Source organism: Burkholderia cepacia (assembly GCF_001039005.1).
Lineage (GTDB): Bacteria > Pseudomonadota > Gammaproteobacteria > Burkholderiales > Burkholderiaceae > Burkholderia > Burkholderia theae.
On the sequence record NZ_LDWR01000021.1, the window covers coordinates 92,903 to 119,311 of the forward strand.

The 26,409-nt window shown below is 63.1% G+C and carries 23 protein-coding genes; 12 read left to right on the plus strand and 11 right to left on the minus strand.

The annotated features are described in order from the left end of the window. Positions 1-52: 52 nt before the first annotated feature. Positions 53-826, minus strand: coding sequence for a transporter substrate-binding domain-containing protein (locus VL15_RS12765; RefSeq protein ID WP_048245912.1), 774 nt, complete (start codon positions 824-826; stop codon positions 53-55). A 136-nt stretch (positions 827-962) separates the two neighbouring features. Between VL15_RS12765 and VL15_RS12770 the strand changes: the two genes are divergently transcribed. Beyond that, positions 963-1,883 (plus strand): LysR family transcriptional regulator, encoded by a 921-nt coding sequence (locus tag VL15_RS12770; RefSeq protein WP_048245913.1) that lies wholly within the window; start codon positions 963-965, stop codon positions 1,881-1,883. A gap of 42 nt (positions 1,884-1,925) precedes the next feature. On the opposite strand, the gene VL15_RS12775 is transcribed toward VL15_RS12770, so the two are convergent. Continuing rightward, positions 1,926-3,257: an MFS transporter gene (locus VL15_RS12775; RefSeq protein WP_048245914.1), complete on the minus strand. Its 1,332-nt coding sequence runs from the start codon at positions 3,255-3,257 to the stop codon at positions 1,926-1,928. A gap of 59 nt (positions 3,258-3,316) precedes the next feature. Next, entirely contained in the window at positions 3,317-4,507 is a 1,191-nt protein-coding gene (locus tag VL15_RS12780; RefSeq protein ID WP_048245916.1) for a M20 aminoacylase family protein, read from the minus strand. 475 nt (positions 4,508-4,982) lie between these two features. On the opposite strand from VL15_RS12780, the gene VL15_RS43785 reads away from it, so the two are divergent. From VL15_RS43785 to pycC, 3 genes are all read left to right on the plus strand, one after another. Continuing rightward, positions 4,983-5,261, plus strand: a complete 279-nt coding sequence (locus VL15_RS43785) for a diguanylate cyclase domain-containing protein (protein ID WP_419188664.1) — start codon at positions 4,983-4,985, stop codon at positions 5,259-5,261. 196 nt (positions 5,262-5,457) lie between these two features. After that, positions 5,458-6,369: a Pycsar phage resistance system effector protein PycTIR gene (pycTIR, locus tag VL15_RS12785; protein ID WP_048245918.1), complete on the plus strand. Its 912-nt coding sequence runs from the start codon at positions 5,458-5,460 to the stop codon at positions 6,367-6,369. An 86-nt stretch (positions 6,370-6,455) separates the two neighbouring features. Beyond that, the gene (gene pycC, locus VL15_RS12790) at positions 6,456-7,145 is read left to right on the plus strand and encodes a Pycsar phage resistance system uridylate cyclase PycC (RefSeq protein WP_048245919.1); all 690 of its coding nucleotides are present in this window, start codon (positions 6,456-6,458) and stop codon (positions 7,143-7,145) included. A 142-nt stretch (positions 7,146-7,287) separates the two neighbouring features. On the opposite strand, the gene VL15_RS12795 is transcribed toward pycC, so the two are convergent. The 5 genes from VL15_RS12795 to VL15_RS12815 all read right to left on the minus strand — a co-directional run bounded on the left by VL15_RS12795 (position 7,288) and on the right by VL15_RS12815 (position 12,809). Beyond that, positions 7,288-7,872: a hypothetical protein gene (locus tag VL15_RS12795; RefSeq protein WP_048245920.1), complete on the minus strand. Its 585-nt coding sequence runs from the start codon at positions 7,870-7,872 to the stop codon at positions 7,288-7,290. Between the two features lie 79 nt (positions 7,873-7,951). Continuing rightward, entirely contained in the window at positions 7,952-8,878 is a 927-nt protein-coding gene (locus VL15_RS12800; RefSeq protein WP_048245921.1) for a TIR domain-containing protein, read from the minus strand. 40 nt (positions 8,879-8,918) lie between these two features. Beyond that, the gene (locus VL15_RS12805; RefSeq protein ID WP_053077631.1) at positions 8,919-9,485 is read right to left on the minus strand and encodes a Mov34/MPN/PAD-1 family protein; all 567 of its coding nucleotides are present in this window, start codon (positions 9,483-9,485) and stop codon (positions 8,919-8,921) included. Next, the gene (locus VL15_RS12810; RefSeq protein ID WP_048245922.1) at positions 9,478-11,217 is read right to left on the minus strand and encodes a ThiF family adenylyltransferase; all 1,740 of its coding nucleotides are present in this window, start codon (positions 11,215-11,217) and stop codon (positions 9,478-9,480) included. Before VL15_RS12810 ends, VL15_RS12805 begins: the two co-directional genes overlap by 8 nt. Beyond that, the gene (locus VL15_RS12815) at positions 11,217-12,809 is read right to left on the minus strand and encodes an adenylate/guanylate cyclase domain-containing protein (protein ID WP_048245923.1); all 1,593 of its coding nucleotides are present in this window, start codon (positions 12,807-12,809) and stop codon (positions 11,217-11,219) included. Before VL15_RS12815 ends, VL15_RS12810 begins: the two co-directional genes overlap by 1 nt. Before the next feature lie 505 nt (positions 12,810-13,314). Here VL15_RS12815 and VL15_RS12820 point away from each other — a divergent pair. Both VL15_RS12820 and VL15_RS39960 read left to right on the plus strand, forming a co-directional pair. Then, positions 13,315-15,330 (plus strand): hypothetical protein, encoded by a 2,016-nt coding sequence (locus VL15_RS12820; RefSeq protein WP_155420198.1) that lies wholly within the window; start codon positions 13,315-13,317, stop codon positions 15,328-15,330. Between the two features lie 468 nt (positions 15,331-15,798). Then, a complete protein-coding gene (locus tag VL15_RS39960; protein WP_230684437.1) occupies positions 15,799-16,923 on the plus strand; it encodes a hypothetical protein in 1,125 nt (374 codons plus the stop codon). Between the two features lie 398 nt (positions 16,924-17,321). Here VL15_RS39960 and VL15_RS12835 read toward each other — a convergent pair whose 3' ends face one another. After that, positions 17,322-18,194, minus strand: a complete 873-nt coding sequence (locus tag VL15_RS12835) for an SDR family NAD(P)-dependent oxidoreductase (protein WP_048245927.1) — start codon at positions 18,192-18,194, stop codon at positions 17,322-17,324. A 145-nt stretch (positions 18,195-18,339) separates the two neighbouring features. Continuing rightward, positions 18,340-18,918, minus strand: coding sequence for a TetR/AcrR family transcriptional regulator (locus tag VL15_RS12840; protein WP_048245928.1), 579 nt, complete (start codon positions 18,916-18,918; stop codon positions 18,340-18,342). 202 nt (positions 18,919-19,120) lie between these two features. Here VL15_RS12840 and zwf point away from each other — a divergent pair, with 202 nt between their 5' ends. Then, positions 19,121-20,596, plus strand: a complete 1,476-nt coding sequence (zwf, locus tag VL15_RS12845) for a glucose-6-phosphate dehydrogenase (protein ID WP_048245929.1) — start codon at positions 19,121-19,123, stop codon at positions 20,594-20,596. 97 nt (positions 20,597-20,693) lie between these two features. On the opposite strand, the gene VL15_RS12850 is transcribed toward zwf, so the two are convergent. After that, positions 20,694-21,635 carry a LysR family transcriptional regulator gene (locus VL15_RS12850; protein ID WP_048245930.1) on the minus strand — a complete coding sequence of 314 codons (942 nt, stop codon included), beginning with the start codon at positions 21,633-21,635 and terminating at the stop codon, positions 20,694-20,696. Positions 21,636-21,736: 101 nt separating this feature from the next. On the opposite strand from VL15_RS12850, the gene VL15_RS12855 reads away from it, so the two are divergent. The 5 genes from VL15_RS12855 (at position 21,737) to VL15_RS12875 (ending at position 26,399) form a co-directional block, all read left to right on the plus strand. Further along, a complete protein-coding gene (locus tag VL15_RS12855) occupies positions 21,737-22,939 on the plus strand; it encodes an MFS transporter (protein WP_048245931.1) in 1,203 nt (400 codons plus the stop codon). Positions 22,940-22,968: 29 nt separating this feature from the next. Continuing rightward, positions 22,969-23,292, plus strand: coding sequence for a MoaF-related domain-containing protein (locus VL15_RS12860; RefSeq protein ID WP_048246216.1), 324 nt, complete (start codon positions 22,969-22,971; stop codon positions 23,290-23,292). Between the two features lie 13 nt (positions 23,293-23,305). Continuing rightward, complete coding sequence (locus VL15_RS12865) at positions 23,306-24,256, plus strand: TIGR03571 family LLM class oxidoreductase (protein WP_048245932.1); 951 nt, start codon at positions 23,306-23,308, stop codon at positions 24,254-24,256. 150 nt (positions 24,257-24,406) lie between these two features. Then, complete coding sequence (gene dkgB, locus VL15_RS12870) at positions 24,407-25,213, plus strand: 2,5-didehydrogluconate reductase DkgB (RefSeq protein WP_048245933.1); 807 nt, start codon at positions 24,407-24,409, stop codon at positions 25,211-25,213. 70 nt (positions 25,214-25,283) lie between these two features. Beyond that, positions 25,284-26,399 carry an alkene reductase gene (locus VL15_RS12875; RefSeq protein ID WP_048245934.1) on the plus strand — a complete coding sequence of 372 codons (1,116 nt, stop codon included), beginning with the start codon at positions 25,284-25,286 and terminating at the stop codon, positions 26,397-26,399. The last annotated feature ends 10 nt before the right edge of the window (positions 26,400-26,409 follow it).

Consider the following 26,409-nt stretch of genomic DNA (forward strand, 5'->3'; position numbering starts at 1 on the left):
CGGATGAAAGCAGGGGAATCGGGGAAATCGGATGAATCCAGCGGCACGGCGCTCAGTCGCCGTACGGGTTGAAATCGAAGTACTTCTTCGCGATCCGGTCGTACGTGCCGTCCTTCAGCATCGACGCGATCGCGCCGTCGATCGACGCCTTGAGCGCCGTATCGGACTGCCGCATGCCGATGCCGACACCGCGATCGCCCATGTCGAGCGGCGCGCCGACGAACGCGAAACCCTTGCCCCTCGGCTGGCGCAGGAACCCGTAGTCGGCTTCCACCGTGCCGAGCAGCGCCGCATCGAGGCGGCCGTTGACGAGATCGGCGAACACGTCGTCCTGGCTCTTGTACGGCACCACGCTGACGCCGGCCGGCGCCCAGTGCACGAGCGCCCACGATTCGAACTGCGTGCCCGACTGCACGCCGACCCGCTTGCCGGCGAGCGACGCCGTCGTGCTGCCGAGCCCGAGTTCGGGCCGCGCGACGAGCCGCGACTTGAAGCGGAACAGCTTCGACGAGAACAGGATCTGCTTCTCGCGCTTCTCGGTGATCGCCATCGACGACAGGATCGCGTCGATCTTGCGCGCCTGCAGCGCGGGGATCATCCCGGAGAATTCGAGTTCGACCCACTGGCAGCGCAACTGCGCGCGGCGGCAGATCTCGTTGCCGAGATCGACGTCGAAGCCCTTCAGGCTGCCGTCGGGCGCCTTCGCGTCCATCGGCGGATAGGTCGGGTCGATACCGAGGCGCACGACGTGCGCGTCGAGCGCGCTGGCGGACGTGGCCGCCAAGCCAAGGCACAGGGAAACGAGCGGGACGAGGAAGCGTTTCATGGTCGACGGAAGGCAGGACGGTGGACAAGCGGCATGAGCCGGACTGCCTGCGATCGTAGTGCGCGCGCGCCGCCGCCGGAATCGCCTGCTGCCTTATCATGATCACCATTTCCGATCACCGGCATCGCGCTTGCCCATGGCGTTCACGCTATCCCAGCTTCGCATCTTCCAGGCCGTCGTCGAGCACGGCAGCCTGCGCGCCGCGGCGCGCGCGCTCGATCTCGCGCAAAGCGGCGTCACGCAGCAGCTGCAGAGCCTCGAGGCGACGCTCGGCGCGACGCTGTTCACGCGCACCAATCGCGGGATCGTGCCGACGGCCGTCGGTCAGCGCCTGCTCGCGCGCTCCGGTTCGATCCTCGGCGAATGCGAGCAGGTCGAGCGGGAAATCCGGCAGCTGAGCGGCGCGTACGAAGGCACCGTCACGCTCGGCCTCGTCGCCGAGCCGCTGATCGACGCGTTCGCGCCCGTGCTGACCGCGTTCCGCGCGCGCTTCGACAAGGTCGACGTGCACCTGCGCACCGGCACGTCGCGGATGATGATCGGCTGGTTGCGGGAAAGCGCGGTCGATTTCGCGATCGCGCTCGTCGCGAAGCAGACCGATACGACCGATCTCGCGGTCACGCCGCTGCATCCGTCGGCGCCGGTGGTCGTGTGCCGCAACGGCCATCCGGCGATGCACGCGCAATCGCTCGCGGAACTGGCCGGCTACGGATGGGTCGCCACGCGCTCGCCGAACCTGAGCGCGGACCCGGTCGTCAACCGGCTGCTCGCGTACTTCGACGCGCACGGCCAGCCGCCGCCGAAGATCCTCGCAACCGTCGAAGGGATGTTCGAGACGCTGCAACTCGTCACGCAGACCGATTGCCTGGCGCTCGAAACCGAAGCCATCACGCGGCACGGGCCGTTCGCCGGTGTGCTCGCGAAGGTGCCCGTGCGCGAGCAGGCCGATTCGCAGGACGTCTGCCTGCTGCAGCGCGCGGCCGTACCGCTGACGCCGGCCGCGCAGGAACTGGCGACGATGCTCGCGTCGTACCTGAGGATGGTGCGCAGGCGGTAAGCGCGTATTGCCGCCCGCCTCCGACGCCCGCTACGCCGCGCGTCAGTCCGCCGCCTCCCGCGCCGTCTCGCGCAACATCGCGACCGCGATCAGCGACAGCACCACGCACGCGGCCACGTAACCGGCCGGCGCGAGCTTGCTGCCGGTCGTCTTCACGAGCCAGGTCGCGATGAGCTGCGCGGTGCCGCCGAAGATCGTCACAGCGAGCGCATAGGCGATCGAGATGCCCGTCGCACGCACGTGACGCGGCAACGATTCGCACATCAGCGCCATTTCCGACGCCGAGCCGAGCGAATAGAACAGCAGCATCAGCGCGGTCAGCGGCAGGATCACCGACAGCGTCGGATGATGGTTCATCAGCCAGAACGCCGGGAACAGCAGCGCGACCAGCACGCCGCGGCCGACGAAGATCGGCAGGCGTCGGCTGCCGAGCTTGTCCGACAGCCAGCCGAACAGCGGGCACGTGACCAGCATCACGCAGCCCGACGCGACGCCGACGAACATCGACAGCTTCATCGGCAGGCCGAGCGTGTGGATTGCATAGGTCGGCATGTAGAAGGTGAGGATGTAGGTCGACACCGTGCCGCCCATCACCGTGAGCATCAGCAGCAGCACCGTGCGCGTGTGCGTCGAGAACAGCTCGTGCAGCACGCCGCGCTCGATCCCGTGATGACTGTCGACGGGCGCATCGTCCGCGAGCCGGCGGCGCAGATACATCCCGACCGGCGCGATCAGCACGCCGACCAGGAACGGCAGCCGCCAGCCCCAGCTTTCGAGCGCATCCTTCGTCATCGTGTTCGACAGCAGCGCCGCGAAGCCCGAGCCCATCAGCGCGGCGCCGCCCTGCGTCGCAAGCTGCCAGCTCGCGCGGAACGCGCGGCGCGACTTGTCGCCCTGCTCCAGCAGCGTCGACGTCGCCGCGCCGAATTCACCGCCCTGCGAGAAGCCCTGCATCAGCCGCGCGAACACCACGAGCAAGGGTGCGGCCACGCCGGCCTGCGCATAGGTCGGCGCGATCGCGATCAGGCCCGTGCCGAGCGCCATCAGCATGATCGTCAGGTTCAGCGCGGCCTTGCGCCCCTTCCGGTCTGCATAGACGCCGAGCACGACGCTGCCGAGCGGCCGCGTGAAGAAGCCGGCGGCGAACGTCGCGACCGACAGCAGCAGCGACGTGGTCGGATCGCTCGACGGGAAGAACAGCTTGCCGATCAGCACCGCGAAGAAGCCGTACACGGTGAAATCGAAGAACTCCAGCCAGTTGCCGATCACGGCCGCCGCGATCGCGCCGCGTCGCGTGACGGCGGGTGCGCCGGTCGCACCGGCTCCGGCGGCCCCCGGCGACGCGGGTTGCAGCGCGAGATGGTCTTTCTGCATCGTTTTATTCTCCTCTCAAAGCGGCCGGAAGCGCCGGCCGCGCGCCACGCGTCGCGCCATCACTGCCCGAGGTAGCGCTCCACGAGACGCGTCCAAAACGCCGCGCCGATCGGCAGGTTGCGATCGTTGAAGTCGTATTTCGGGTTGTGCACCATGCAGCCGTCCTCGCCTTCGCCGTTGCCGAGCCGCACGAACGAACCCGGCCGCTTCTGCAGCATGAACGCGAAATCCTCGCTGCCCATCAGCAGGTCCGTCTGCTCGACCACGTGCGCGTCGCCCACCAGCTCGCGCGCGACTTGCGCGGCGAAATCCGTTTCGGCATCCGTATTGACGACGACCGGGTAGCCTTCGATGTATTCGACGTTCGCGGTCGCGCCATAACTCGCGGCCTGCGTTTCGGCCAGCTCCACGATTCGGCGCTTGAGCAGCGCGCGCACGTCGGGGCTGAACGAGCGCACGCTGAGTTCGAGGCGTGCGCCGTTCGGAATCACGTTGTTCGCGGTGCCCGCGTGCATCGAGCCCACCGTGACGACCGCCGGCTGCGCGGGGTCGACGTTGCGCGCAACGATCGTCTGCAATGCCATCACGATGCTCGCCGCGACGACGACCGGATCGACCGTCAGGTGCGGCCGCGCCGCGTGGCCGCCGACGCCCTCGATCGTGATGATCGCCTTGTCGCCGGCCGACATGAACGGGCCGCGCCGCGTGAGGAAAACGCCGGGCGCCGCGCCCGGATGGTTGTGCATGCCGAACACGGCGTCGCACGGGAAGCGTTCGAACAGGCCGTCGTCGATCATCTTCTTCGCGCCGCTGTCGACGCCGTGCTCTTCCGCCGGCTGAAAATACAGGTGCACGGTGCCGGAGAAGTTGCGTGTCTTCGCGAGATGCTGCGCGGCGCCGAGCAGCATCGTCGTGTGGCCGTCGTGGCCGCACGCGTGCATCTTGCCGTGCGTGCCGCTCGCATACGGCAGGCCCGTCGCCTCGACGATCGGCAACGCATCCATGTCGGCGCGAATGCCGATGCTGCGCGTGCCGTCGCCCGCGCGCAGCGTGCCGACGACGCCCGTCTTGCCGACCCCGCGCGTCACCTGCCAGCCCCATTGCTCGAGCTTGTCCGCGACGAGCGCAGCCGTGTCGTGCTCTTCGTACGCGAGTTCGGGATGGTGGTGGATGTGGTGACGGATCTCGCGCAGCCCGCCGGCGGCGGGCAGCAGATCCTCGACTTCGGTGAATCGGGTAGCGGTGGTCATCAAGGGGCTCCAGCTGTTTGTCTGCGCACGCCGGGGGAGCGTGCGGTAAAGCGAGCCACTATATCGAGCCGATATCCGTTCAATAAGATGCGGAATTTTTCACCGCGATAAGATTTTTTAATCAGGGTTAGTACGGGGGCACCGCACCAGGTGTAGCTTTCGATTAGATATAGATACGACTTTCGATTAGATGCGGATACAGGCATCCGATGCAGGCCCCGTACGCCCGTTGCATATGGCGTATCTGCATCTAATCGAAAACGGCTTTTCGCCTTGATTGACAAGCCCCCGCGCATTTCTACCCGCGAGTCAATAGGCGTTCAATGGGAGGCCGAACTGGCTCTTCCTGACAGCCGCGCCGGCGGTGGTCCGCCCGGCCAGCTCGCGTACCACCATTGCCCCGACCCGACGGGTTTAGAGCCAAGGTCCGGCTGTCCCCGCTGACAATTGAGCCGAAGCAGAAATAGCCCCGTTTATCGGAACGGATACCGCCGCGCGTGCTCAACGCGTCGTCCATTCCCTGTCCGAACCGTATCAGTTGTCCACTGGTGCGGTCGCAGCGATTGGCGCAAACGCTGGTATCGCGTTAAGGCACGAGGGAAACTCCTTCAAGCAACTGATGGAACGGGCTGACAGCGCCCTCTACCGGGCGAAAGCGTCGGGCAAAGGTACAGGTTGTTTTTTCTCCGCGAGCGAAGACGACTGCGGCGGCTCGGCGGGCAACACCGCGCCCTCGCCGCGAATGTGTGAATAGAGGCATCTGGGAGTGATTGATGGCACACAAAATTTCAATCGGCTTCCAGTGGCCGCAAGTCAACTAGGAAGAGCCATTTCCAGCATACCGGGCCACCTACGATTGTTGGCTTCCAACAGGCGGGCAAAAGCCGCCGATTGTCCATTAGAATCGTCACTGCGATTTGTTTCCAAAAGGCGGCAAGGAGAACACAAGAATGATTGAGAGATTCTCGGGGGAAGCGGGCAAACGCCTGCGTGTTGAAGCACTCACGGGCCAAAAGCTGGTCGGCGGCGATAAAGGTCTGGCCGCCGAACTGGCCGACATGGCTGAACTGATTTCCGTCAAGGCAGGAGACGTCATCATCCAGCAGGACGGAACCGACAATGACTTGTATTTCATCATCACGGGCGCGTTCGACATCGTCGTCAACGCTACGCCGATCCGCCGGCGGTTTCCCGGCGATTCGGTCGGGGAGATGGCCGCCGTTGAGCCGGTCCAGAAGCGGTCTGCGACGGTTAGCGCGGCTGCGGATTCCCTTGTTGCCAAAATCACAGAACAGCAATTGAGCGAACTTGGTAGCCGCTATCCGGACATCTGGCGCCGGATGGCAAAAGAACTCTCGAAACGCTTGATCGAGCGCAATCAGTTCGTGAACGCGAAGCGCGAAAAAATCCGCGTTTTCGTGATTTCAAGCGCTGAAGCGCTTGGCGTCGCGCACCTGCTTCAATCCATGTTCGCACACGACAAGTTCCTAACCGTGCCGTGGAACCAAGGTGTGTTCAAGGTCGCAAACTATACGCTCGACGATATCGAACGTGAGCTGGATCAATGCGATTTTGCGGTGGCGATCGCGCATGGCGACGACGTCACTAATGCCCGCGGAACTGAGTGGCCAGCCCCACGCGATAACGTAGTGTTCGAGCTCGGCCTATTCATGGGACGCCTCGGCCGCAAGCGTGCGATCCTGATGGAACCGCGCGGCGAGGGCGTCAAGCTTCCGAGCGACATGGCCGGCGTGACGACGATCCCCTACGTTTATGACGAAAAGAACGATACAGAAGCGAAGTTTGGCCCGGCCGCGACTGCGCTCCGCAAGCACATCATGAGCCTAGGGACGATTTCCTGAAGAACCCGTAAATCGATCTCAATGCCAAAGCTGGACGTGCCACTGCCAACATCTGACTTCGGCGGAACAACAACTAGAGAATAACAATGGCTTTGGCCGACGATTTAAAAAAATGGGTTGGTGAAACGTTCACTGGTAAGTGGGAAGTTCAAGAGACTACTAGCGTACCAAATCCTGAGGATTTGCGTCTCAACTCCAACCACGCGAAAGATCTTAAGGCCGCGACGGTCCTCTACGCGGACTTGGACGGGTCGACCGACATGGTGAACACCAAGAAATGGCAGTTCAGCGCACAGATCTACAAGACCTTTCTGAAATGCGCTTCCGACATCATCAGGGATGAAGGGGGAAACATTACGGCCTATGACGGGGACCGAGTGATGGCGGTCTTCACCGGGAACTCGAAGAATACCTCCGCAGCCCGATGTGCACTGAAAATCAACTCTGCCGTTCTAGACATCATCCAGCCGGCAATTGCGAAAAAGTGGCAGACGGATTTTGTACTGAGACACGTCGTGGGCATCGACACAAGTCAACTGAGAACTGCGCGAATCGGTATACGCGGAGACAATGATCTCGTTTGGATTGGGCGGGCCGCGAACTACGCCGCCAAGCTCACAAATCTCGCCGGCAAGCCAACTCGCATCACCGCCGACGTCTACAACAAGTTGGCTGACAAGTTGAAGTACGCGAATGGCGTTGACATGTGGGCTCCAGAGCATTGGGACGACATGGGAATCTGGACATACACATCGACGTGGAAATGGACCGTGTAACCGTGAATGTCGTCTACTGGCCGACCTGATGCCGCTTTTACAGACCCGGTAGCCTTTACGAGCGACGATCCGTCCGGCCAACCGTGTGGCCCCGAATACTAAGAGTCTAACAGCCCTTCCGCTGGCCGTCCGGACGAACGGGCTACCAGTAATATTCGCCGTCGTCGCGTTGACCTTCGATCCATGTGTCGCCGAGGTCTAGCTTGTAGTATGAATAGGCTGGTTCGCCTCGCTTGCCGTCGACTTCGAGAGCTGTTTGCCCCGATAACCACGCGTTCATTCCGGCGTTGTATGCGGCTGGTCCGATGTGGCATCGGTTGCCTGCTCCAGCGGCAATAATCCGTGCTGCGTAATTGGTGGCCGGCCCGATACAAAACGGAATCGTGCCCAGCGCTTTCGTCGTGATAGTGGCGTTATCCAAAATACCATATTCGACGCCAATCTTTAGCGATGGAGGCGCCGGAATACTCGTGATGTAGTCGGTATCCGCTAGGTAACTGCACATGTTGTTGAGATCTTTCGCGATGCCTACGCAAGCCATGTAGGTACTATCGGCGTCGGGCAGAATTGCGAAGATTGCGTCGCCATTGACTCCGATCACGCTGCCACCTTCTCTCTCCACCACGGCAATCGGACCCGCCAAGATGTCTCTCACGAACTGTGCGACGCCCACGCCAAGCTCGTTTTGCGCAACCAATGCTGTGAAGCTGTTGACGTCGACGATCATTGAGAACGCCGGGAAACGAGGAAGCGATGGAATCTCCATTTCGTGTCAGAGTGCTTCAAGTGCGCTTAAGGCCGAGTCATTATAGTTCCCGGCAACCCAACTGATTAATCTTCGCTTCAATCTCGTAGATGGGAGCGGCCAGTACCTGAGTCGCAACTTCACCGGGCTTTTCGCTGAGCGGCGAGTACATGATAGGCGTCATACCTTTGAAGTCCGATGGCATCTTCAACTCTTCGTCCATCTTGGGAACCAGCAAGAGCGTGCGTTTGCGACCAAGCCGCGACATGAAGAAACCTAGCTCGAAAATGACGTTGTCTCGGGGGGCTGCTGTCTGCTGCTTCCTCGATCGAACTATGTCATCCGGGTGAGCAATGGCGACACCGAAGTCCGCTTGATTCACCTCGGTCTCGAGCGCCTCTAGGGGATATGCTCCAGGGGGGAAAATGTCATCGTCCGACCAGAGAACTGAGTCAGCTTCGGTGTATCTGAGTCCATGCCGAATCGCCTTGGCTACGGGTAGGCTCTCCTTGGAACTGATGAAAAACACTCGCGGCCTTTCGTTAGGCGAGCGGATAAGAGTGTTTCGCTGCAAAATGCGACTTGCTAGTTCAGCGGCGATGAGTTTATACACCGTAGGGTGAACGGTCGCGACTTGATCGAGCGCGTCTGGCGAAACTTTCAGCGATACGGTCGGCTCAAGTGCCGTGACCGTTGCGCTTCGCAGGATGGAAGGGTTGACCGTCGACATTTCTCCGACCGTAAGGTTGCGTTCCCGCGGGTACAGGAGCTTGCCCTTGACTGAGATGCCGACCTTTCCCATCAACAGGAAGTACATGTCTCGATCGCCCCCCCCCTCCTTGATGAGCACTTCACCAGCAGAGTGCTCTGTCAGTTGTCCAGCATCAGCCAGGGCCTCGGCAACTTGACGGTCCCCTTGAATTATGGTCTGCGCAAGCATTGCCTGCACGAGCGTGGTGCGTTCCTTGAAGCGATCGATTAGATTCATTTTGTCTCCTTTACTTTGCGAAGTCGTGGATTAGGTATGCCTAACGTCGTGATGAAGAACGGCCACTTTCTGCACGCATAGCAAGTCTCTTGCGCAGCGATAACCGAGGAGAAGCGGTCACCTCGGTGAGCGCGTCGTTTTGCCCAAACATGGTCAACGGCACGCGCATCGGTGCGAGGTCACGTGCGAAGGCATGTGCAGATGCTTCGAGCTTGCCGATAGTCGATCGCTTGACAATCAGCAATACAAGGAAGTTGGCCACCTGATCCGGCGCCTCGAGCAACGAATGCATCGTGCGGACGTCCTTCGGACTTGGCAGCGCCGGAAAACTCGGGTGTGAGTGCCACTCACCGAGATAGTTGAATCTCTCGTATTGGTGCCCGGTCAGGTCATGGAATCGACGCATGAAGCGCTTATGGAGGCTGGCGTCTCGCGAGAACGCCGCGAAAGATCCCCCCTTACGCTGAACAGACAGGTCAACGATACGAAAGACGCGGTCGGCAACGCGCTCGGTTGCCAACACGCCGCCAATTTCATCGGTTCGCGCGCGCCGAAGTTCCTGCAGTAGCTTGACGGCACATTCCGGCGCCAATTGAACTTCAATCATTGGCTTCACCCCGCGCTACCGCGTTAAATATTTCGAGCAGCGCTTTATTGCCCTCGGCACTCACTTCGGGGTCGACATCAACGGGGTCCGTCCAAAGACCAGAACCGAGGTCGATCGGCCACGTATCGAAGGGCTGCTCGAAGATCCACTCCCTGCGTAGCCCGATCATGTAGGCCGAGCACTCGAACTCGGAGCTGTCGCCGGCGATGGCGGAATCGATGACCAGGCGAGCGAAATGTGCCGCGATGGCCGACACGTCTGCATCGTCAGCAACCATCGGCGGCCCATCCTCTGGCCGCGACGCATAATCCTTCTCTGGCTGCGGAGGCTCGGGGAAATCTGGCTGGGCGCACCACTGGTCGATCATCGCCCGCGCGTCGAACGGGTTTGGATCTAGCCCAGGGCGTGCGCGGGCGATCAAGCCACCGTAGCCGCCAGCAAAGACGCGTGCCCAGCACATCGTCTTCTGATTGAGCCTGGCTGCCGCCGCGGCGTAGTTGAAGACATCGTGGTTGCCCGTGGCCTCGACGATGACATCCGCATTGGCAATCTCCCGTACCAGCGCGTCGTCCTTGCTACCGGACTCCTGGCCGCCCAGCAGGAAGTTGTGCACCTTTACGTCGACGCCTGCTGCCACGCGCGTCAGGCGCTCGCCGACGGCATGCGCCTTCGATTCACCCGCTTGTGTAGCATCAAGGTCGTTGCGAACAAGGTTCTCGAGCTTCAGGACGTCGGCGTCGATCAGAATGAACTTGCGCGCACCGCTACGCGCTAGGGACGTAGCTACCTTAGAGCCGAGGGAACCACACCCAACGATGGCGAACGTCTTGTCGGCCAGGCCAGCGTTGCGGGTTGGGAGGCGGTTGCCCGAGTCAGGAAGAACTAGTGCGAACTCGAATGGCCTTCTGTCATCAGACCGAACGTAGAAAGCGCGCACCTCCGTCGGCATCACGAGCATGAGGCATCGATCTTTGTTGTCGGAGATGGATTCCGCGACGAACATGCTCCAGAAGACACTACTGTTCGACCCGTCCTTGAGAAAGCTATCGATGGCTTTCAGGCGTGCATCGTCCGCAGCTACGGTGATTGCTAGCCCGTCCAGAGCGGCGTCCTCAACCAACGCCGTTGGCACCGTCGGATCTCCCCATTGCGTGCCGTTCAGCTCTGTAACATTGGTGAGCGTGACCATCACGCTCCGCGGGCCCCAGGACCGGTGTAATTTGATCGGTTGGGTTCCGGCAACGCTAGCTAGCTTGTCTTGGCCCGCAGCAGTCATATTCATCCGGCACCAGTTCCCGCGAATTTGCTGACCGTCCGTCACGTGGTGCGCCGACGGCAACGCCCATCCTGACGTGTGGGTAATGCCCAGGTCGGCGGCCATCAGTTTCAGCGCACTGCGCAGCATTACGGCGCCGCTCAGGTCCGGATGCCAATTGTCCGCGCGGTACTCAAGGCATAGATCGCCACTGACGAGGTACTGGTGAGAGCCCCAATCTTTGGTCTCCCCGATGGGGCGCACGACCGGCGGCGCGTTCGGGAAAATCAGTGGGTAAATCATGGTGACCGTGCGAACCTTGTCGGCGATCCGCAGATCCACGTCCACCTTCAAGGCAAGGTTGGAACCCGATACACCCCATCGAGCGTTCTCGACGCCGATCCCTTCGGCGACGAGCTCGTCGATCGCCGCCCGCTCGGTCAGGAGACGAGCCTGATCGGTGATGAACCACCACATTAGGCGAACCCCGCCGGAACCTTGTTGGGATTAGTGGGGCCTGCGGCCTGAGCTGGCAGCGTGAATACCGCAGCGGCCGATGCTGGCGCGCGACCGAGCCGGCTCGGCTGGGCGGACGACAACGTGGCGGCAAGCGACGACGACGAAGCAGCCTTCTGGCTGGTGGTCTTGCCAGCGAGCGCGTCGGTCGCTTCGTCGTAGTCGAAATCCTCCCGGATCCGGCTGTCACCGAACAACGTGCGGAATGCTTCAGGCGCATACTTGTATGTAGCCGGGCCAATCGCAGTTTCGTTGCCCTTGCAACGCCGCTGCTCATCTTCGGAGCGCAGTACCGCGCGGCTGATGCAGCAACGGATCCGCTCGCCCTTGTACCCGAGCCGGGTGATTGCCGTCGGACCGTGCTCCAGACCGATCTGGATGCCGAGATCGCCGGTGTCGATGCCTTCTTCCTCGAGGATGGTAATCGCCTCCTCGAAGCTGCTACGCATAGCGGCCGCGCACAGCATGGCGTTTTTGGCCGTCTCAGTGTCGTCGGTGGTCTGGGACGTCCCTTCGATTAGCACGCCATGAACGCAGTCGCCGATAAATCGGATCTTGCGGCCGGCGAAGTCGGCGTGGAGGACGGCGTCGAGTTCGGCTCGCAGCACATGCAGCGCCCGGACGACATCTTTGGCCGATTCGTCGTCATCGATCCTGTCCGACACGTAGGCCGTAAAGCCGTCGATGTCAGCGTAGATGGAAGTCGACTCCTGGCGTCGCGAATTCGCCGGGGTCAGTGTTTCCAAGTCGAGGTCGGCGAACGGCGGCGTGTGGCGCGTGAACTCAAACGAGCCGAGCGGCTGGTTGGCGAGGCCATCTTCCCAGTCCTCGACCACGTCATCAGCAGTGACTTCGAGATCCGCTTCATCCTCGGACTGCTCGATCTGTGCCTTGGTCAACGCCGCCTTGTCCTCATCCTTGACCGCGCTCCAGCCCACGACCTCACGCGCGGTGTTGGTCATGTAAATGCCGGGGTCGGCGCCACCGCCCGAGCGCTTGGCGGCCAGGTTGGCCGGCTCGCCCAAGAAGAGCGGCTCGCGGTTGCCGCGACGCCCATTGTTGACGGCTAGTGCCTTGCCTGAGTCGATTCCGGCCCTCACCTTGGCCGCCGGCAGCGGGTCCTCGCTGTTTTCTCCCGTGCGCGCGAGTACGTCGATGATCAGTTGCGCCGTCGCGACCGCTTTATGGATTCGGCCAGCCTCGTCGCCGTACGGCTTGGCAACGACGGCGTGAAGCCGCTGATTGTGAAAGTCAACCTGGATCGCGTCGACGTCCTTCAAGATGTCGCGCACCGCCCGGTAGTGCCGGTCCAGGAAGCGCAGCGTGCGGCTGTGCGCCCGCACACCCTCTGAGTCCGTGACCCCGAGCATCTCGTTAATGTTGAGAATGTCGACATACAGGTGTACGCCGTCGATGCGATAGGCGACACCGTTGCCGAGCCCGGTCAGATCCGTGTCGCGATGGTATTCCTTGATCTCGACCTTGCTGATCTGGTTGACCCAGCCGCGGATGCGTTCTTGGGCGCGATCTTTCTTCCAATTCCTGCTTGCCATATGTTCTACCCCAATGAATTAGCTGCCTGGACTCAATCGCGGAGACCAGAACGCGGTGCTATAACATGCGAATACGAACAATCAACGACCGTTGGGCCAGGATTCTTTTGTTGTTCAACCGGTCGAGAGATCGAATGCACAAGTCTGAAATTCGCTCGGCTCATCATGTGAGCCAGTAAAGACGGTGTGATCGAGATAGCGAACGCGCCCGCAATCCTCAGCGAGGCAACTCATCACGTATTAATGCAATAAGAATGGTCTGTCCGTTCAATAGCTCGATGAGCGCCATATCCCCCGTTGCCCACGGGGAAAATGTAATCTCCGGCGCTGCCATGGGTGACCATCCTTAGGAAGCCTTTGAGGACCTGCGCCTCAAAAGAAGCGGCAATTTTTACCCATCCCTCTCCCAGATCGAAAGATGCGACATCGACTAGATGTTGATGTGATATCCAATCTATCACAAGATCTAGTACAACACTATCGAACCCATAGCCATCTTCGATTCTTGACCGATGTCAACGGCCGGCCACCGAAATGTGGCGTTTTTACCGAAATCGCTGTATCTGCAAGCCAAACGTTTGCGAAGGCGGTTTTACGCGGGACACCCTCGGATACACTCTTTCACAAAGGCATCAGCGCCAAATATCTCGCAGGCTCCTATTCGATTTACGGTTGCAAACGAGCACGCACTGATGAAAAAAACGTTTTCGCCGTATTGAGCCAGCTTCAACACCGCAATATGAGGACGTATTTCATGAGTTACAGATGGATCAGGCACTCGGTAAGCACCGACCAGATTCCGGGAATTCCGGACAAGAGCTATCCACTGGCAGTCCTCGGGTATGGGGGGATGTACTCAAAACTGGAAGGAAAAACCCGCAAGGTCGCCGTTTCTTTTCAGCGCCTAGATGTCGACGGAGATCCTCCTTTCCACACGAAGATATCTTTGGCGCACTTGCGCGATCTCCAGGTAGGCTCTGTTTGGCAGAACCGTCGCCATGTCGGGGACATTCGATACGACAGGTTGAGCGCGGTGGTCGACTTCTCGCCTGATCGGTGGCGCATCTTCTCGCCTGTCCAGGAAGTACAGGCGGACCGACCGGCGCCTTTTTACGGTAAGTATCGGCCGACGCTTAAAGACGAGCGGAAGGAGCGCAGCTGGTTCCTCGAGTTCAGCCTTCCCGACGGCCGGACTCTTATGGTCCCGTGCTTGGAATTCCTGCTTCGTTGTTACGGCGCGTCTGCGATCATCCCTCGAGCACTCACGAGCAAGTCGTGGGAGGACGCCATCAAATTGTTCCTCACGAGCACGACTCCTGAAACCAACTCCGAGGGAAGATGGGTCATCCGCCCAACAGATCGAATGGTGAAGGCAGACCGGTCCTTCCTTGGACACATTCTCCACTCGCCCGAAGGTCGTCAGGCGGCAAAGTCGCTCGTTGACCAATGTGTGCAGGCCAGCCACGGGGAGGAACTGTTTTTCCCGCAGGTGACTCCGTGGTTCTCGACGACTGCCCCCGTCTCCGCCGAAGGCATCTGGATACGGCCGGGTAAAAGTTTTCTCGCCCTGCGAATGAAGTTGACGAAGGACCCTGCCGGTCACCCCATCTCAGAGGTGCGAATCCTGAAAGACGAGACGAGCCGCCACGAAGACGCACAAAGCCCAAATGATGCGTACGAGGGAAGCCCGCGGTTCACGTTGTCGCCAGAGTCTCGATTGAAATTACGCGGGCTCGATGAAGAGCACAATTTCGGCGGAGGCCCTCCCGAAAAAAGGACGACGTCGACTCCCTGGTTCCCCTTGGGTTCAGGACGCGACATCACAACCGTCTATGAACGACAGTCGAGTATTATTGTGCCGCCAAGTGCGGCGAATTACCCCAGCGTGCACCCGACGACTGACGGCGCTACCGACAAGCCCGAGATGCACCGCGTGGTGGTAGCGCACGGAACGCTACTCGAAATGTGGAATGCGCTGCGAAGCCTCAAAGGCAAGCATCCCCGTAACCTGCTCAGCGTTGAATGGCTCGACGCCAAACGCGGCTTCGTGGGTGATGATCTGCCGGAGCTCATCGCATTACAGCCGTTCGCAGATATGGAAGACGTTGCACCGGCCATCCGGCAATGGGTCTCCAAAGACATCAAAATCGAACCGCCACGTGGGATATTGGTGCTCCGCCTACAGGCCATTGTTCCCAAGACTTTCGAAGCGAAAACTGTCTACATCCTCGAGATCGAGCGTCGAGTGAAGCCGCGGGGAAGCGGAAAGGAGAAGGTCGAGCAGGAAGCTGAACGCTTTCGGGGTTTAGTTGCAGTACTCGCTCAAACGACCGACTTCGACAACTGGCTTCGAAAAACGTTGTCTCAAATCCGGTACACCGAAGGCAAGATCGTAGAACTGAAATCGTTGCAACCCGATCTGATAGATGCGTTTAAGCATAGCCAGTCTCGGGATGCCAAAGCCACGCCGTACCTCACATCCGCACTGCTCGCGCTAACGAAAGCCGGCGTCAATCTGTAACTGCCCCCCCCCGCAGCGATCGCGTGTGCTTCGCTTGGCCTGTCGTGACGAGCGAATCAATGCGCCGCAGCAACATCGCGCGGTCGGACGGTTGAATACCATCCGCGATGCCGTCATTGTGCAGCATCGCAGGCATATCGCGACGCCGCGATGAAGGAGCACGCGGTGCATTGAACGTCCTGGAGGCCCGATCACTGCCGCGATCAAGTCCATTTGGGGGCATGGGGCGGCGTATTGTTTCTGTCGGCCAAGCCTGTATAAGATTGCCTTGTCGCATTTTGCCCAACATGGTCCAATTGCGATTCCATCTGACTAATTATCGCGCATGACCATTGAGGTTTACTGCGGCGACCCAGAGGCACCGTCCGACGCGGCCGAGCAACGCGTACTTGCAAGGATTGTCGACATTCTGCAGCGGCGCGAAGAGTCTGCCATCGTGCTATTCAACGTTCGATGTGAGGAGCGCGAATGCGACATTCTGGTCAGCACGTTGGTTACGACGCTCGTCATCGAAGTGAACACTACTTGCAGCCCGTGGCGGGCGGCCTGACCAACGCACACTGGACTGCACGACGCACCGGCGAGCGTCGGAAAAATCCTTGCCTCCAGGTCCGTCATACGATGCATGCGCTCAAAGACGCTTTGCGCCGCTATGCCGGTCAGGACCCCGGTTACCCCCGTTGCGCAGTTCTATTCGACGGCGGCATTCCGCACGACTCAAAGGTGCCGCGCAGCACGGCGTTTTGGAACGCGTCAAACGTCGTGAACGATCCCGTCCCCCCCATGCCATTAGATAACTTCGAGCGAGCGCTACTAAAAGCCATCGACAACATCAATCTCACGTCCGATCGGTCTCACTTGCGCACGCAAACGATGGCGCAGCTAGTAACTCCAGTTGAGCTCCACGATTATTATCAAAAGCTTCGTCGTGGTCAGGCTGCGCGAGTGTGGCCCCCCGAAGAGGTATTCGACGCATTCCTTCGGTGGCATGAAGCGACCTGCGGGCGAGGCCGCGTTCGATACAAGAACGTACGCTATAGCTCTCCCGAGCTTGTGGAAATTGCGACAGCCCACTCCAGGCATCCAATAAAGAGGCGTCTGACGGTCGAAATCAAGCGCACCGTCCAGATCTCTCGAACACTCCTTTGCAGGGGGCCGGACAAAAGGGTCTTTGAAATCGAGATGATTGACGAGGATAAGCGACGTTTCGGCGAAGGAAGTTGGATACAGCTTGAGGCTACTACTCGCGATGAAAATATTCTCAGAAATGACCTTCAAACGGCACGTGCGAAGCATTCTGGCCGACTGAAAACCACGCAACAGGAGCGAATCGACGCAATCGAGCGTGGTCGCGGCAATAGTTACGCAGGCGCTGTGGGTGCAAGCAAAGCGCAAGCGAGGAAAGGTGGCGCGGCAGTTCGTGAGCACGCATTGGACGAAGTTCAGCGGGCGGCATACAACCTGCCAGCGACCACTTCGGTAACGACGCCGTCGTCACACCTCGAACGGGATGTCGGGGATGAATGGGGCGACGACGATCCATTGGCAGCCGCCGCTCGGCATGTCGAGGAAGCTTACCTCCGCACTAAATAAACTCCGGCCCGTCCGTACCGCGACGGCGGGGCGCATCTTTGATCGGATCGAAACGGAGCACTTCGCCCCATTTTATGCATGTCCCGTCGGACGGGCTTCCGTGTGCCGTCTCCGCATCTAATTGAAAGTCCAGTTTCACTTCATCGGCCACCCGCCTTCCTCCAATAAGGCGAGTTCCTTTACGTTCATTGACCCACGGAGGCCCGTGCTACATGAGCGTTTCAACACAGTATCCACATCTAATCGAGAAAACGTATCCAGATCTAATCGGAGATGACATGTATCGCGCCCCGTCACGGTGGCCGGTATCCGCTTGTCCGGCTGCTCGCATCAGAGTTGCCGTTACGCACGGCGCGCACGGCCCGCGCCGCTGCACGAGCGGTGCATGGCCGCGCTCGCTACACGCGCTTCAACGCATCCAGCCCGGCCGGCAGCTTCGCATCCGGAAACTGCGTGGACAGCGTCGTATCGCGCCACCGCGCCGCTTCTTCCGCGCGCTGCGTTTCGGCCTGCTCGCACACGAACAGCGCGTCGCCGCCGAGCAGCAGGCGCATCGGCACGTCGTCGCGACGCGACAGCTCGACGATCAGCTTCGCGATCCGCACCGGGTCGCCGATCTCATGGCCGCCATATGCGCCGAGCAGTTCGAGAATCTTCCCGACCGACGGCTGATAGTCGGGCAGCATGCCGTCGATGCCGCGCTTCGCCTGCGCGGCCCAGTCGGTCCGCATCCCGCCCGGTTCGAGCGTGCAGACGCGCACGCCGAACGGCGCGACCTCTTTCGACAGCACGTCGCTGAACCCGCCCACCGCCCATTTCGCCGCCTGATACGCGGACAAGCCGGCCGTCGACGTGCGTCCGCCGACCGACGACACCTGGAAGATGTGGCCCGAGCGCTGCGCGCGCATCGACGGCAACACCGCGCGCGTCAGGTTGACTACGCCGAACAGGTTCGTTTCGATCTGGTCGCGGAAGTCGTCAGCGCCCATCTGCTCGAACGGCGCCGTATGGCCGTAACCCGCGTTGTTCACCAGCACGTCGATGCGGCCGAACCTTTCGCGTGCCGCCGCCACCGCCTGCGCGGCCGCCGCCTCGTCGGTGACGTCGAGCGCGATCGGCAACAGGCGGTCGCCGTAACGCTCGGCCAGGTCGGCAAGCCGTGACGTATCGCGCGCACCGGCCACCAGCCGGTCGCCCGCCGCCAGCACGGCTTCCGAAATCGCACGCCCCAGGCCGCGCGCGGCCCCTGTTAACAGCCAGACTTTCGACATTTTGCTGCTCCTTGAAAATACAAAATGAATGATTACTCACTCATTAATAACGACGATACGTACGCGACTCGCGCGATGCATCGCCCTGCCAAAATCGTTCGGCTACGCAGGCAACCCGGGCTTCACGCCCTCCAGCGCCACCCGCTCACACCGCGTGCAGCACGGCCCACAGCGCGCGAAACCCGGCTTCCCGGTACGCATCGGCCCGTGCCGGATCACGCGCGACCGACTCCATCGCCGTTTCCGCGATCGACGTAAACAGCGCCGCGCAGAACGCGTGCGCTTCGTCGGCCGTCAGCCCGCGCGACGCGACGATCTGCTCCTGCAGCAGCGAGCGGATCGTGCCGAAGCCTTCGGCCCCGGCCGCGCGATGCGCGTCGTCGATACGCCCGCTCACGCCGAGCTGCTGCAGCGCGCGCCGCCCGTCCGGATTCTCGACGCCCCACGACACGTAGCCGCTCCACGCGTGCCGCACGGCCTGCTCGGCCGGCGCGCCTTCCGGAAACCCGGTCATCATCGCGTCGCGCATCTCGGCCTTCAGGCTCACGTACAGCGCGTTCAGCAATGCGTCCTTGGTCTCGAAATAGGTGAACACCGTGCCCTCCGCCACGCCGGCGAGCCGCGCGATGCGCGCGGTCGTCGCGGTTGCGCCGTCCTCGGCGAGCGCGCGGGCGGCGGCGGCGAGGATGGCTTCGTGCTTGTCGGGACTGCGCGGTCGGGCCACGTTCGATCCCTTTAATGAGTGAGCGCTCAATCATAATCAAGACGATCGGGACGATGCAAGCCCTGTTACACATCGGGGGTACGCATACACAATCCATCAAAACCGTGCACTATTAGCGTTTTGCCGTACCGGCGCCGGCCAGCCGGCGCCCGATGCCTTCGACGTTCGTTTCACGTTCACCGTTTCAAACCGCGAACCTCCCATGACGAATCAGCCTACCCAGACCGCGGCCGACCGGCCCGTCGACATGATCATTTTCGGCGGCGGCGGCGACCTGGCCGCCCGCAAGCTGTTGCCCGCGCTGTATATGGCGCACCTGCACTGCAACCTTCCGCCCGAGACGCGCATCATCGCCGTCGGCCGCCGCGACTGGGGCATCGACGGCTATCGCAAGTTCATGGACGAGCAGTCGCGCCCGTTCATCGACGAGAAGGCGTTCGACGCCGAAGCGTGGAGCCGTTTCCTCGACCTGTTCAAGTACGTGCTGATCGACGTGAACGCGCCGGACGACTACCTGCGGCTCGCCGAAGCGGCGCGTGGCGATGCCATTCGCGTGTTCTACCTGTCGACGTCGCCGGAGCTGTTCACGACGATCTGCGACAACCTGTCAGCCGCGCGCCTCGTCGACGCGCGCTCGCGCGTCGTCCTCGAAAAGCCGCTCGGCCACGATCTCGCGTCCGCGAAGGCGATCAACGACGCGGTCGGCAAGCACTTCGAGGAATCGCAGATCTATCGGATCGACCACTATCTCGGCAAGGAAACCGTGCAGAACCTGATGGTGCTGCGCTTCGGCAACCCGATCTTCGGGCCGCTGTGGCAGGCGCCGAGCATCCGCAGCGTGCAGATCACGGTGGCGGAGACGGTCGGCGTCGGCAGCCGCGCGGGCTTCTACGACCATACCGGCGCGCTGCGCGACATGGTGCAGAACCACCTGCTGCAGCTGCTGTGCATCGTCGCGATGGAGCCGCCCGTGTCGCTCGACCCGGACGCGGTGCGCGACGAGAAGCTGAAGGTGCTGCGCTCGCTGCGACCGATGACGGTGTCGGACGTCGCGCGCGACACGGTGCGCGGCCAGTACACGGCCGGCGCGGTCGACGGCCAGCCGGTCAAGGGCTATCTCGAGGAAGACAACGTGCCGGCGGACAGCCGCGCGGAAACCTTCGTCGCGCTGCGCGCGCACATCAACAACTGGCGCTGGGCGAACGTGCCGTTCTTCCTGCGCACGGGCAAGCGGCTGCAGCGTCGCCAGTCGGAAATCGTGATCGAGTTCGCGGACATGCCGTTCTCGATCATCCCGACCGGCCCGCGCCACTACAGCAACCGCCTCGTGATCCAGCTCCAGCCGGAAGAGTCGATCCAGCTGCAGATGCTCGCGAAGGAGCCGGGCAGCGGGATGAACATGGTGCCGGTAAACCTGAACCTCGACCTGCAGCAGGCGATTCCGGAGCGGCGCGCGGAAGCGTACGAACGGCTGCTGATCGACGTGATCCGCGGCCGCCTCACGCACTTCATGCGCCGCGACGAACTCGAGGCCGCGTGGTCGTGGGCAGAGCCGATCCTCGACGGCTGGAAGCAGCTCGGCGATCGGCCGCGCCTGTACACGGCCGGCACGTTCGGGCCCGCGGCCTCGTCGGCGCTGCTCGCGCGCGACGGCATGTCCTGGTCCGAAGAAGCGTAACCGCAAGCAAAACGGCGTGCCGCCCGCGCGGCACGCCGGCCCGATCGGGCCACCCGGGGCGGCGCCCGCCCCGTCTTCCCACGCAGGTCTGCCGCCGCTACCGCGGCCCCATCCACGCGGCCTTGCGCCGCGCCGGCGCATCGTTGCCGCTGCTGCCGCCGAGCACCTCGATCATGTAGTCGACGAACGATGCGATCCGCGACGAAATCGCGGTATTGCGGTAATACACCGCATGGATCGGCTGCTCGACGTCGAGCGTCTGGCGCGCGAGCACCTGCACGAGCCGCCCCGTTTCGCGATCCTGCGCGGTCATGAAATCCGACAGGCAGACGATGCCCGCGCCGTCCAGCGCGAGCTGCCGCAGCGTCTCGCCGCTCGACGACCAGATGCCCGGCTCGATGCGGCACGGCTCGCCGTCGGTGCCGAGGATCGGCCACACGTTCAGCGATTCGGGCTGCGTGAAGCCGAGCAGCGTGTGCTTGTCGAGATCCTCGACCTTGCGCGGCAGGCCGTGCGCTTCGACATACGCGGGGCTCGCGAGGATGCGCAGCCGGCTGTTGCCGATGCGCCGGCTGTGCAGCGTCGAATCCTTCAGCCGGCCGATCCGGATCGCGACGTCGGTGCGCCGCTCCAGCAGGTCGATGATGCCCTCGTTGCTGTTCAGCTCCAGCTCGACTTTCGGGAAGCGTTCGCGGTAGCCGCGCACGAGCGGCACGATCACGTGCAGCATGAACGGCGTCGCGGCGTCGACGCGCAGGCGCCCCGACGGCATCTCGCGCCGTGCGAGCATCTGCTCCTCCGCGTTCTCGACCGATTCGATGATCGCGCGCGCATCCTGCAGGAACGCGCGCCCTTCCTCGGTCAGTTCGAGCCGGCGCGTGGTCCGGCGCAGCAGCGTGGTCTTCAGCTTCTCCTCGAGCCGCGCGAGCGTGCGGCTCGCCGCCGATACGGTGACGTCGAGCTGCTGCGCGGCAGCGGTGATCGAGCCGGTGTCGACCACGGCGGCAAAGGCCTGGAGTTCGTCGAGCGTGATTTTCATTGTTGATCTGAAATCAAAACAATTTGGTTTATAGACCAGTTTTTCCGCAAAAGTAAAGGCGCCACACTGCGATCCATCGTCACTGGAACCTGGATCCCGCCATGCCCCTCGCCCTGCTTGCGCTGACCCTCAGCGCCTTTGCCATCGGCACCACCGAGTTCGTGATCGTCGGGCTGATTCCGACGATCGGCGCCGACCTCGGCGTCGGCCTGCCGTCGGCCGGCCTGCTCGTCAGCCTGTACGCGCTGAGCGTCGCCATCGGCGCGCCGCTCCTCACCGCGCTCACCGGCCGCGTGCCGCGCAAGACGCTGCTCGCCGCGCTGATGGCGCTGTTCACCGTCGGCAACCTCGTCGCGTGGCAAGCGCCCGGCTACGAATCGCTGGTCGTCGCGCGCATCCTCACCGGCCTCGCGCACGGCGTGTTCTTCTCCGTCGGCTCGATCATCGCGACCACGCTGGTGCCGAAGGACAAGGCGGCCAGCGCGATCGCGACGATGTTCAGCGGGATGACCGTCGCGTTCGTCGCCGGCATTCCGCTCGGCACCTTCATCGGCCAGCACTTCGGCTGGCGCGCGACGTTCCTGATCGTCGCGCTGTTCGGCCTCGTCGCGTTCGTCGGCGCGGTCATTTTCGTGCCGCGCGGGCTGCCGCAAACGCCACCGGCGCCGCTCGCCCGCCAGCTCCGCGTGCTCGCGCAGCCGCGCCTGCTGCTCGTCTATGCGATGACGGCCGTCGGCTACGGCGGCTCGCTGATCGCATTCACGTACATGGCGCCGCTGCTCGAACGGATCGCCGGCTTCACGCCGTCGCAAGTCAGCCTCGTGCTCGTCGGTTATGGCGTGTCGGTTGCGTTCGGCAACGTGTGGGGCGGCAAGCTCGCGGATGCCGTCGGCCCCGTGAAGGCGCTCAAACGGATCTTCCTGCTGCTCGCGATTGTGCTGCTCGCGCTGACCTTCACGATCCACGTCAAATGGCTCGCAGTGCTGACGATGCTTGCGTGGGGCGCGGTCGCATTCGGCAACGTGCCGGGGCTGCAGGTGTACGTGGTCAAGCAAGCACGCCACTTCGCGCCCGACGCCACCGACGTCGCGTCGGGCTTCAACATCGCCGCGTTCAACCTCGGCGTTGCCGGCGGCTCGTCGCTCGGCGGCCTGATCGTCGCGAACGTCGGCCTCGGCCACACGCCGTGGATCGCCGCCGTCGTCACGCTCGGCGCGTTCGCGCTCACGGCACTGAGCGGCCGTCTCGACCGTCACCACGGGCTGCCAGCACGCACGGCCGAACCCGTCGAACTCGCCCATTGAACGCTACCCACTTGCAGGAGCTCACCGGCATGAACGCATCGACCCGACGTCCGCCGTTCGCGGGCAAGACATTCGAAGTTCGCTACGACGGCCTCACCGCGCTCAACGCGTATGACGAGGATGGCCGCCGCATGCGCTACGAGATCACCGAAGGCGCGTACGCCGGCGCGAAAGGCGAAGTCGCGTGCACGTGGCAGCACGTCGCCGGCGAGACCTATGCGATCTCGTGGCAGGAAGCCGACCGCGCGACGGTCGTGCACCTCGACGATTTCGCCGCCGGCACGTCGCGCGCGTTCTTCACCGCGTCGTCGCTCGATTTTCACCGGCTCGAAGGCAGCCTGCGCGCAGTCTGAACGGAGCCCGACCATGCCCACTTCACTCGACACACTCGCCGACGGCGGCTTCAGCGTCGGCATCGAACTGCCGCTCGACAACGACTGGTCGCCGGCCGGCGACGCGAAGCGTCAGCGTGACGGCCGCCGCCCCGGCGTGCCCGACCTGGAAATCCGCGCGGAGCTCGCGCAGCTGGCCGATACGCTCGGTTTCCGCGCACTCTGGGTGCGCGACGTACCGGTGTACGACCCGTCGTTCGGCGACGCCGCGCAGGTGTACGAAACGTTCTCGTATCTCGGCTACCTCGCCGGCATCACGCGCAACATCCTGCTCGGCACGGCGGCCGTCGTGCTGCCGCTGCGCGAGCCGCTGCTGACGCTGAAATCGGTCGCGACGATCCAGGAACTGAGCGGTGGGCGCCTGCTGCTCGGCGTCGCGAGCGGCGACCGGCCCGTCGAATATCCGCTGTTCGGCCGCGATTTCGCGTCGCGCGGCGCGAACTTCCGCGACCAGGTCGCGTTGCTGCGCGACGGCGCGCGCGCTCACCTGCCGCCCGGCCTCGACGTGCTGCCCGTCGCCCGGTCGCCGGTGCCGCTATTCGTCGCGGGCCTCGCGCAGCAGACGCCCGCATGGATCGGCGCACACATGGACGGCTGCCTCGCGTATCCGGGCACGCCGGCCGACCACGCGCAGCGCGCCGCGAACTGGCGCGCCGTGGCCGGCGGCAAGCCGTACGTGAGCTTCATCCACCTCGACCTCGCGGACGACCCGCACGAGCCGTTGCAGCGGCACCGCTTCGGCGCCCGCGCGGGACGCCTCGCGCTGGCGGAAGAACTCGCGGCGATGCGCGACGCGGGCGTGCGGCACATCGGCCTGCATTTCCGCCGCAACCGTCGCCCGCTCGACGAGACGATGGCCGAGATCGCAGCGGACGTGCTGCCGGCATTCCATCCGAACGCGAACGTGCAAGCACGCTCGGCATGAAGCCGGCATCGGCCCGCAGCGGGTCCGCGTCACGATCGATATTTGATTTCAGATCAAATATTTTTGACCTCTAACGGCGTTTATCTCATCAGTCTGAAGCGCCAGAATGACTCACATACCGCAACCGCCCCCCTCTCCCAGGAGCACACGATGAGCAAGATTCCCGCATTCGGCCTCGGCACTTTCCGCCTGCAAGGCCAGGTCGTCATCGACTCGGTCCACGACGGCCTCGACGTCGGCTACCGCGCGATCGACACCGCGCAGATCTACGGCAACGAGGCCGAAGTCGGCGCAGCGATCGCCGCGTCGGGCGTACGCCGCGACGACCTGTTCCTGACCACCAAGATCTGGGTCGACAACTACGCGCCGGACAAGCTCGTGCCGAGCCTCGAAGAGAGCCTGCGCAAGCTGCGCACCGATCATGTCGACCTGACGCTGATCCACTGGCCGGCCCCGGACAACGGCGTCGCGCTCGACACGTTCATGACCGCGCTCGCCGACGCGAAGGCGAAGGGCCTCACGCGCCGGATCGGCATCTCGAACTTCAACATCGAACTGACGAAGCAAGCGATCGCGGCCGTCGGCAAGGACGCGATCGCGACGAACCAGATCGAACTGAGCCCGTACCTGCAGAACCGCAAGCTCGTCGAGTTCCTGAACGGCGAAGGCATCCACGTGACGTCGTACATGACGCTCGCATACGGCAAGGTGCTCGGCGACCCGGTGATCGGCGCAATCGCGCAACGTCATGACGCGACGCCCGCGCAGGTCGCACTCGCGTGGGCGCTGGGGCTCGGCTATTCGGTGATTCCGTCGTCGACGAAGCGCGAGAACCTCGCGAGCAACCTGCTCGCGCAGACGCTGCGCCTGACCGACGAAGACATGGCGCAAATCGCCGCGCTCGAACGCAACGGCCGCGAAGTCGACCCGGCCGGCCTCGCGCCGACGTGGGACTGAGCACGCCGCCCGCCATTCGACATTGGAACCGTCCGCGGCCAGCCGGCCGCGGCACCGACAGGATTTCATCATGACCCAGGACCCGCTGTTTCAACCGCTTCGACTCGGCGCACTGACGCTGCCGAACCGCATCGTGATGCCGCCGATGACGCGCTCCCGCGCCACCCAGCCCGGCGATGAAGCCAACGACCTGATGGCCGCGTATTACGCGCAACGCGCGAGCGCGGGCCTGATCGTCAGCGAAGGCACGTATATCGCGCCGCTCGGCAAGGGCTACGCATGGACGCCCGGCATTCACACGCCGTCGCAGGTCGCCGGCTGGCGCAAGGTAACCGACGCCGTCCACGCCGCGCACGGCCGCATCTTCGCGCAGCTGTGGCACGTCGGCCGGCTGAGCCACACGAGCCTGCTCGGTGGCCGGCAACCCGTGTCGTCGTCGCCGATCCAGGCGAAGGGCGTGAACGTGTTCGTCGCCGGTGAAGACGGCAGCACGCCGGGCTTCGTACAGGCGTCCGAGCCGCGCGCGCTGACGATCGACGAAATCCGCGAGATCGTCGATCAGTACCGCGCCGCCGCGCGCAACGCGATCGAAGCCGGCTTCGACGGCGTCGAGCTGCAAGGCGCGAACGGCTATCTCGTGAACCAGTTCATCGACTCGAACGCGAACACGCGCACCGACGCGTACGGCGGCTCGCTGGAAAACCGGCTGCGCTTCCTGCGCGAAGTCGCGCAGGCGCTGATCGAAGGCACCGGCGACGCATCGCGCGTCGGCGTCCGCCTCGCGCCGCTGACCACGCTGAACGGCTGCGTCGACGACGATCCGGAAACGACCTACCTCGCCGCCGCGACGCTGCTCGGCGAACTCGGCGTCGGCTACCTGCACATCGCGGAAGCCGACTGGGACGACGCCCCGCTGATGCCGGTCGCATTCAAGCAGCAACTGCGCGCCGCGTACCCGGGCGTGCTGATCTACGCCGGCGCATACACCGCCGAGCGTGCGCGCGACGCGATCGCCGCCGGCTGGGCCGACCTCGTCGCATTCGGCCGCCCGTTCGTCGCGAACCCCGACCTGCCCGAGCGCCTGCGCACCGGGGCCGCGCTCACGCCGCACGACCGCAACACGCTGTTCGGCGGCGGTGCGTCAGGCCTGACCGACTATCCGACGCTCGCGCAAGCCGCGGCGTAAACGACCCACA

Excerpts from the sequence above, each read along its gene's own strand:
- VL15_RS12775 (WP_048245914.1), bottom strand. The coding sequence starts at position 3,257 with ATGCAGAAAGACCATCTCGCGCTGCAACCCGCGTCGCCGGGGGCCGCC.
- VL15_RS12855 (WP_048245931.1), top strand. The coding sequence starts at position 21,737 with ATGCCCCTCGCCCTGCTTGCGCTGACCCTCAGCGCCTTTGCCATCGGC.
- dkgB (WP_048245933.1), top strand. The coding sequence starts at position 24,407 with ATGAGCAAGATTCCCGCATTCGGCCTCGGCACTTTCCGCCTGCAAGGC.
- VL15_RS12770 (WP_048245913.1), top strand. The coding sequence starts at position 963 with ATGGCGTTCACGCTATCCCAGCTTCGCATCTTCCAGGCCGTCGTCGAG.
- VL15_RS12800 (WP_048245921.1), bottom strand. The coding sequence starts at position 8,878 with ATGAATCTAATCGATCGCTTCAAGGAACGCACCACGCTCGTGCAGGCA.
- VL15_RS12810 (WP_048245922.1), bottom strand. The coding sequence starts at position 11,217 with ATGTGGTGGTTCATCACCGATCAGGCTCGTCTCCTGACCGAGCGGGCG.
- VL15_RS12865 (WP_048245932.1), top strand. The coding sequence starts at position 23,306 with ATGCCCACTTCACTCGACACACTCGCCGACGGCGGCTTCAGCGTCGGC.
- VL15_RS12795 (WP_048245920.1), bottom strand. The coding sequence starts at position 7,872 with ATGATCGTCGACGTCAACAGCTTCACAGCATTGGTTGCGCAAAACGAG.
- VL15_RS39960 (WP_230684437.1), top strand. The coding sequence starts at position 15,799 with ATGCGACATTCTGGTCAGCACGTTGGTTACGACGCTCGTCATCGAAGT.
- VL15_RS12835 (WP_048245927.1), bottom strand. The coding sequence starts at position 18,194 with ATGTCGAAAGTCTGGCTGTTAACAGGGGCCGCGCGCGGCCTGGGGCGT.
- pycC (WP_048245919.1), top strand. The coding sequence starts at position 6,456 with ATGGCTTTGGCCGACGATTTAAAAAAATGGGTTGGTGAAACGTTCACT.
- VL15_RS12850 (WP_048245930.1), bottom strand. The coding sequence starts at position 21,635 with ATGAAAATCACGCTCGACGAACTCCAGGCCTTTGCCGCCGTGGTCGAC.
- VL15_RS12765 (WP_048245912.1), bottom strand. The coding sequence starts at position 826 with ATGAAACGCTTCCTCGTCCCGCTCGTTTCCCTGTGCCTTGGCTTGGCG.
- VL15_RS12805 (WP_053077631.1), bottom strand. The coding sequence starts at position 9,485 with ATGATTGAAGTTCAATTGGCGCCGGAATGTGCCGTCAAGCTACTGCAG.
- VL15_RS12860 (WP_048246216.1), top strand. The coding sequence starts at position 22,969 with ATGAACGCATCGACCCGACGTCCGCCGTTCGCGGGCAAGACATTCGAA.
- VL15_RS12780 (WP_048245916.1), bottom strand. The coding sequence starts at position 4,507 with ATGACCACCGCTACCCGATTCACCGAAGTCGAGGATCTGCTGCCCGCC.
- VL15_RS12875 (WP_048245934.1), top strand. The coding sequence starts at position 25,284 with ATGACCCAGGACCCGCTGTTTCAACCGCTTCGACTCGGCGCACTGACG.
- zwf (WP_048245929.1), top strand. The coding sequence starts at position 19,121 with ATGACGAATCAGCCTACCCAGACCGCGGCCGACCGGCCCGTCGACATG.
- VL15_RS12815 (WP_048245923.1), bottom strand. The coding sequence starts at position 12,809 with ATGGCAAGCAGGAATTGGAAGAAAGATCGCGCCCAAGAACGCATCCGC.
- pycTIR (WP_048245918.1), top strand. The coding sequence starts at position 5,458 with ATGATTGAGAGATTCTCGGGGGAAGCGGGCAAACGCCTGCGTGTTGAA.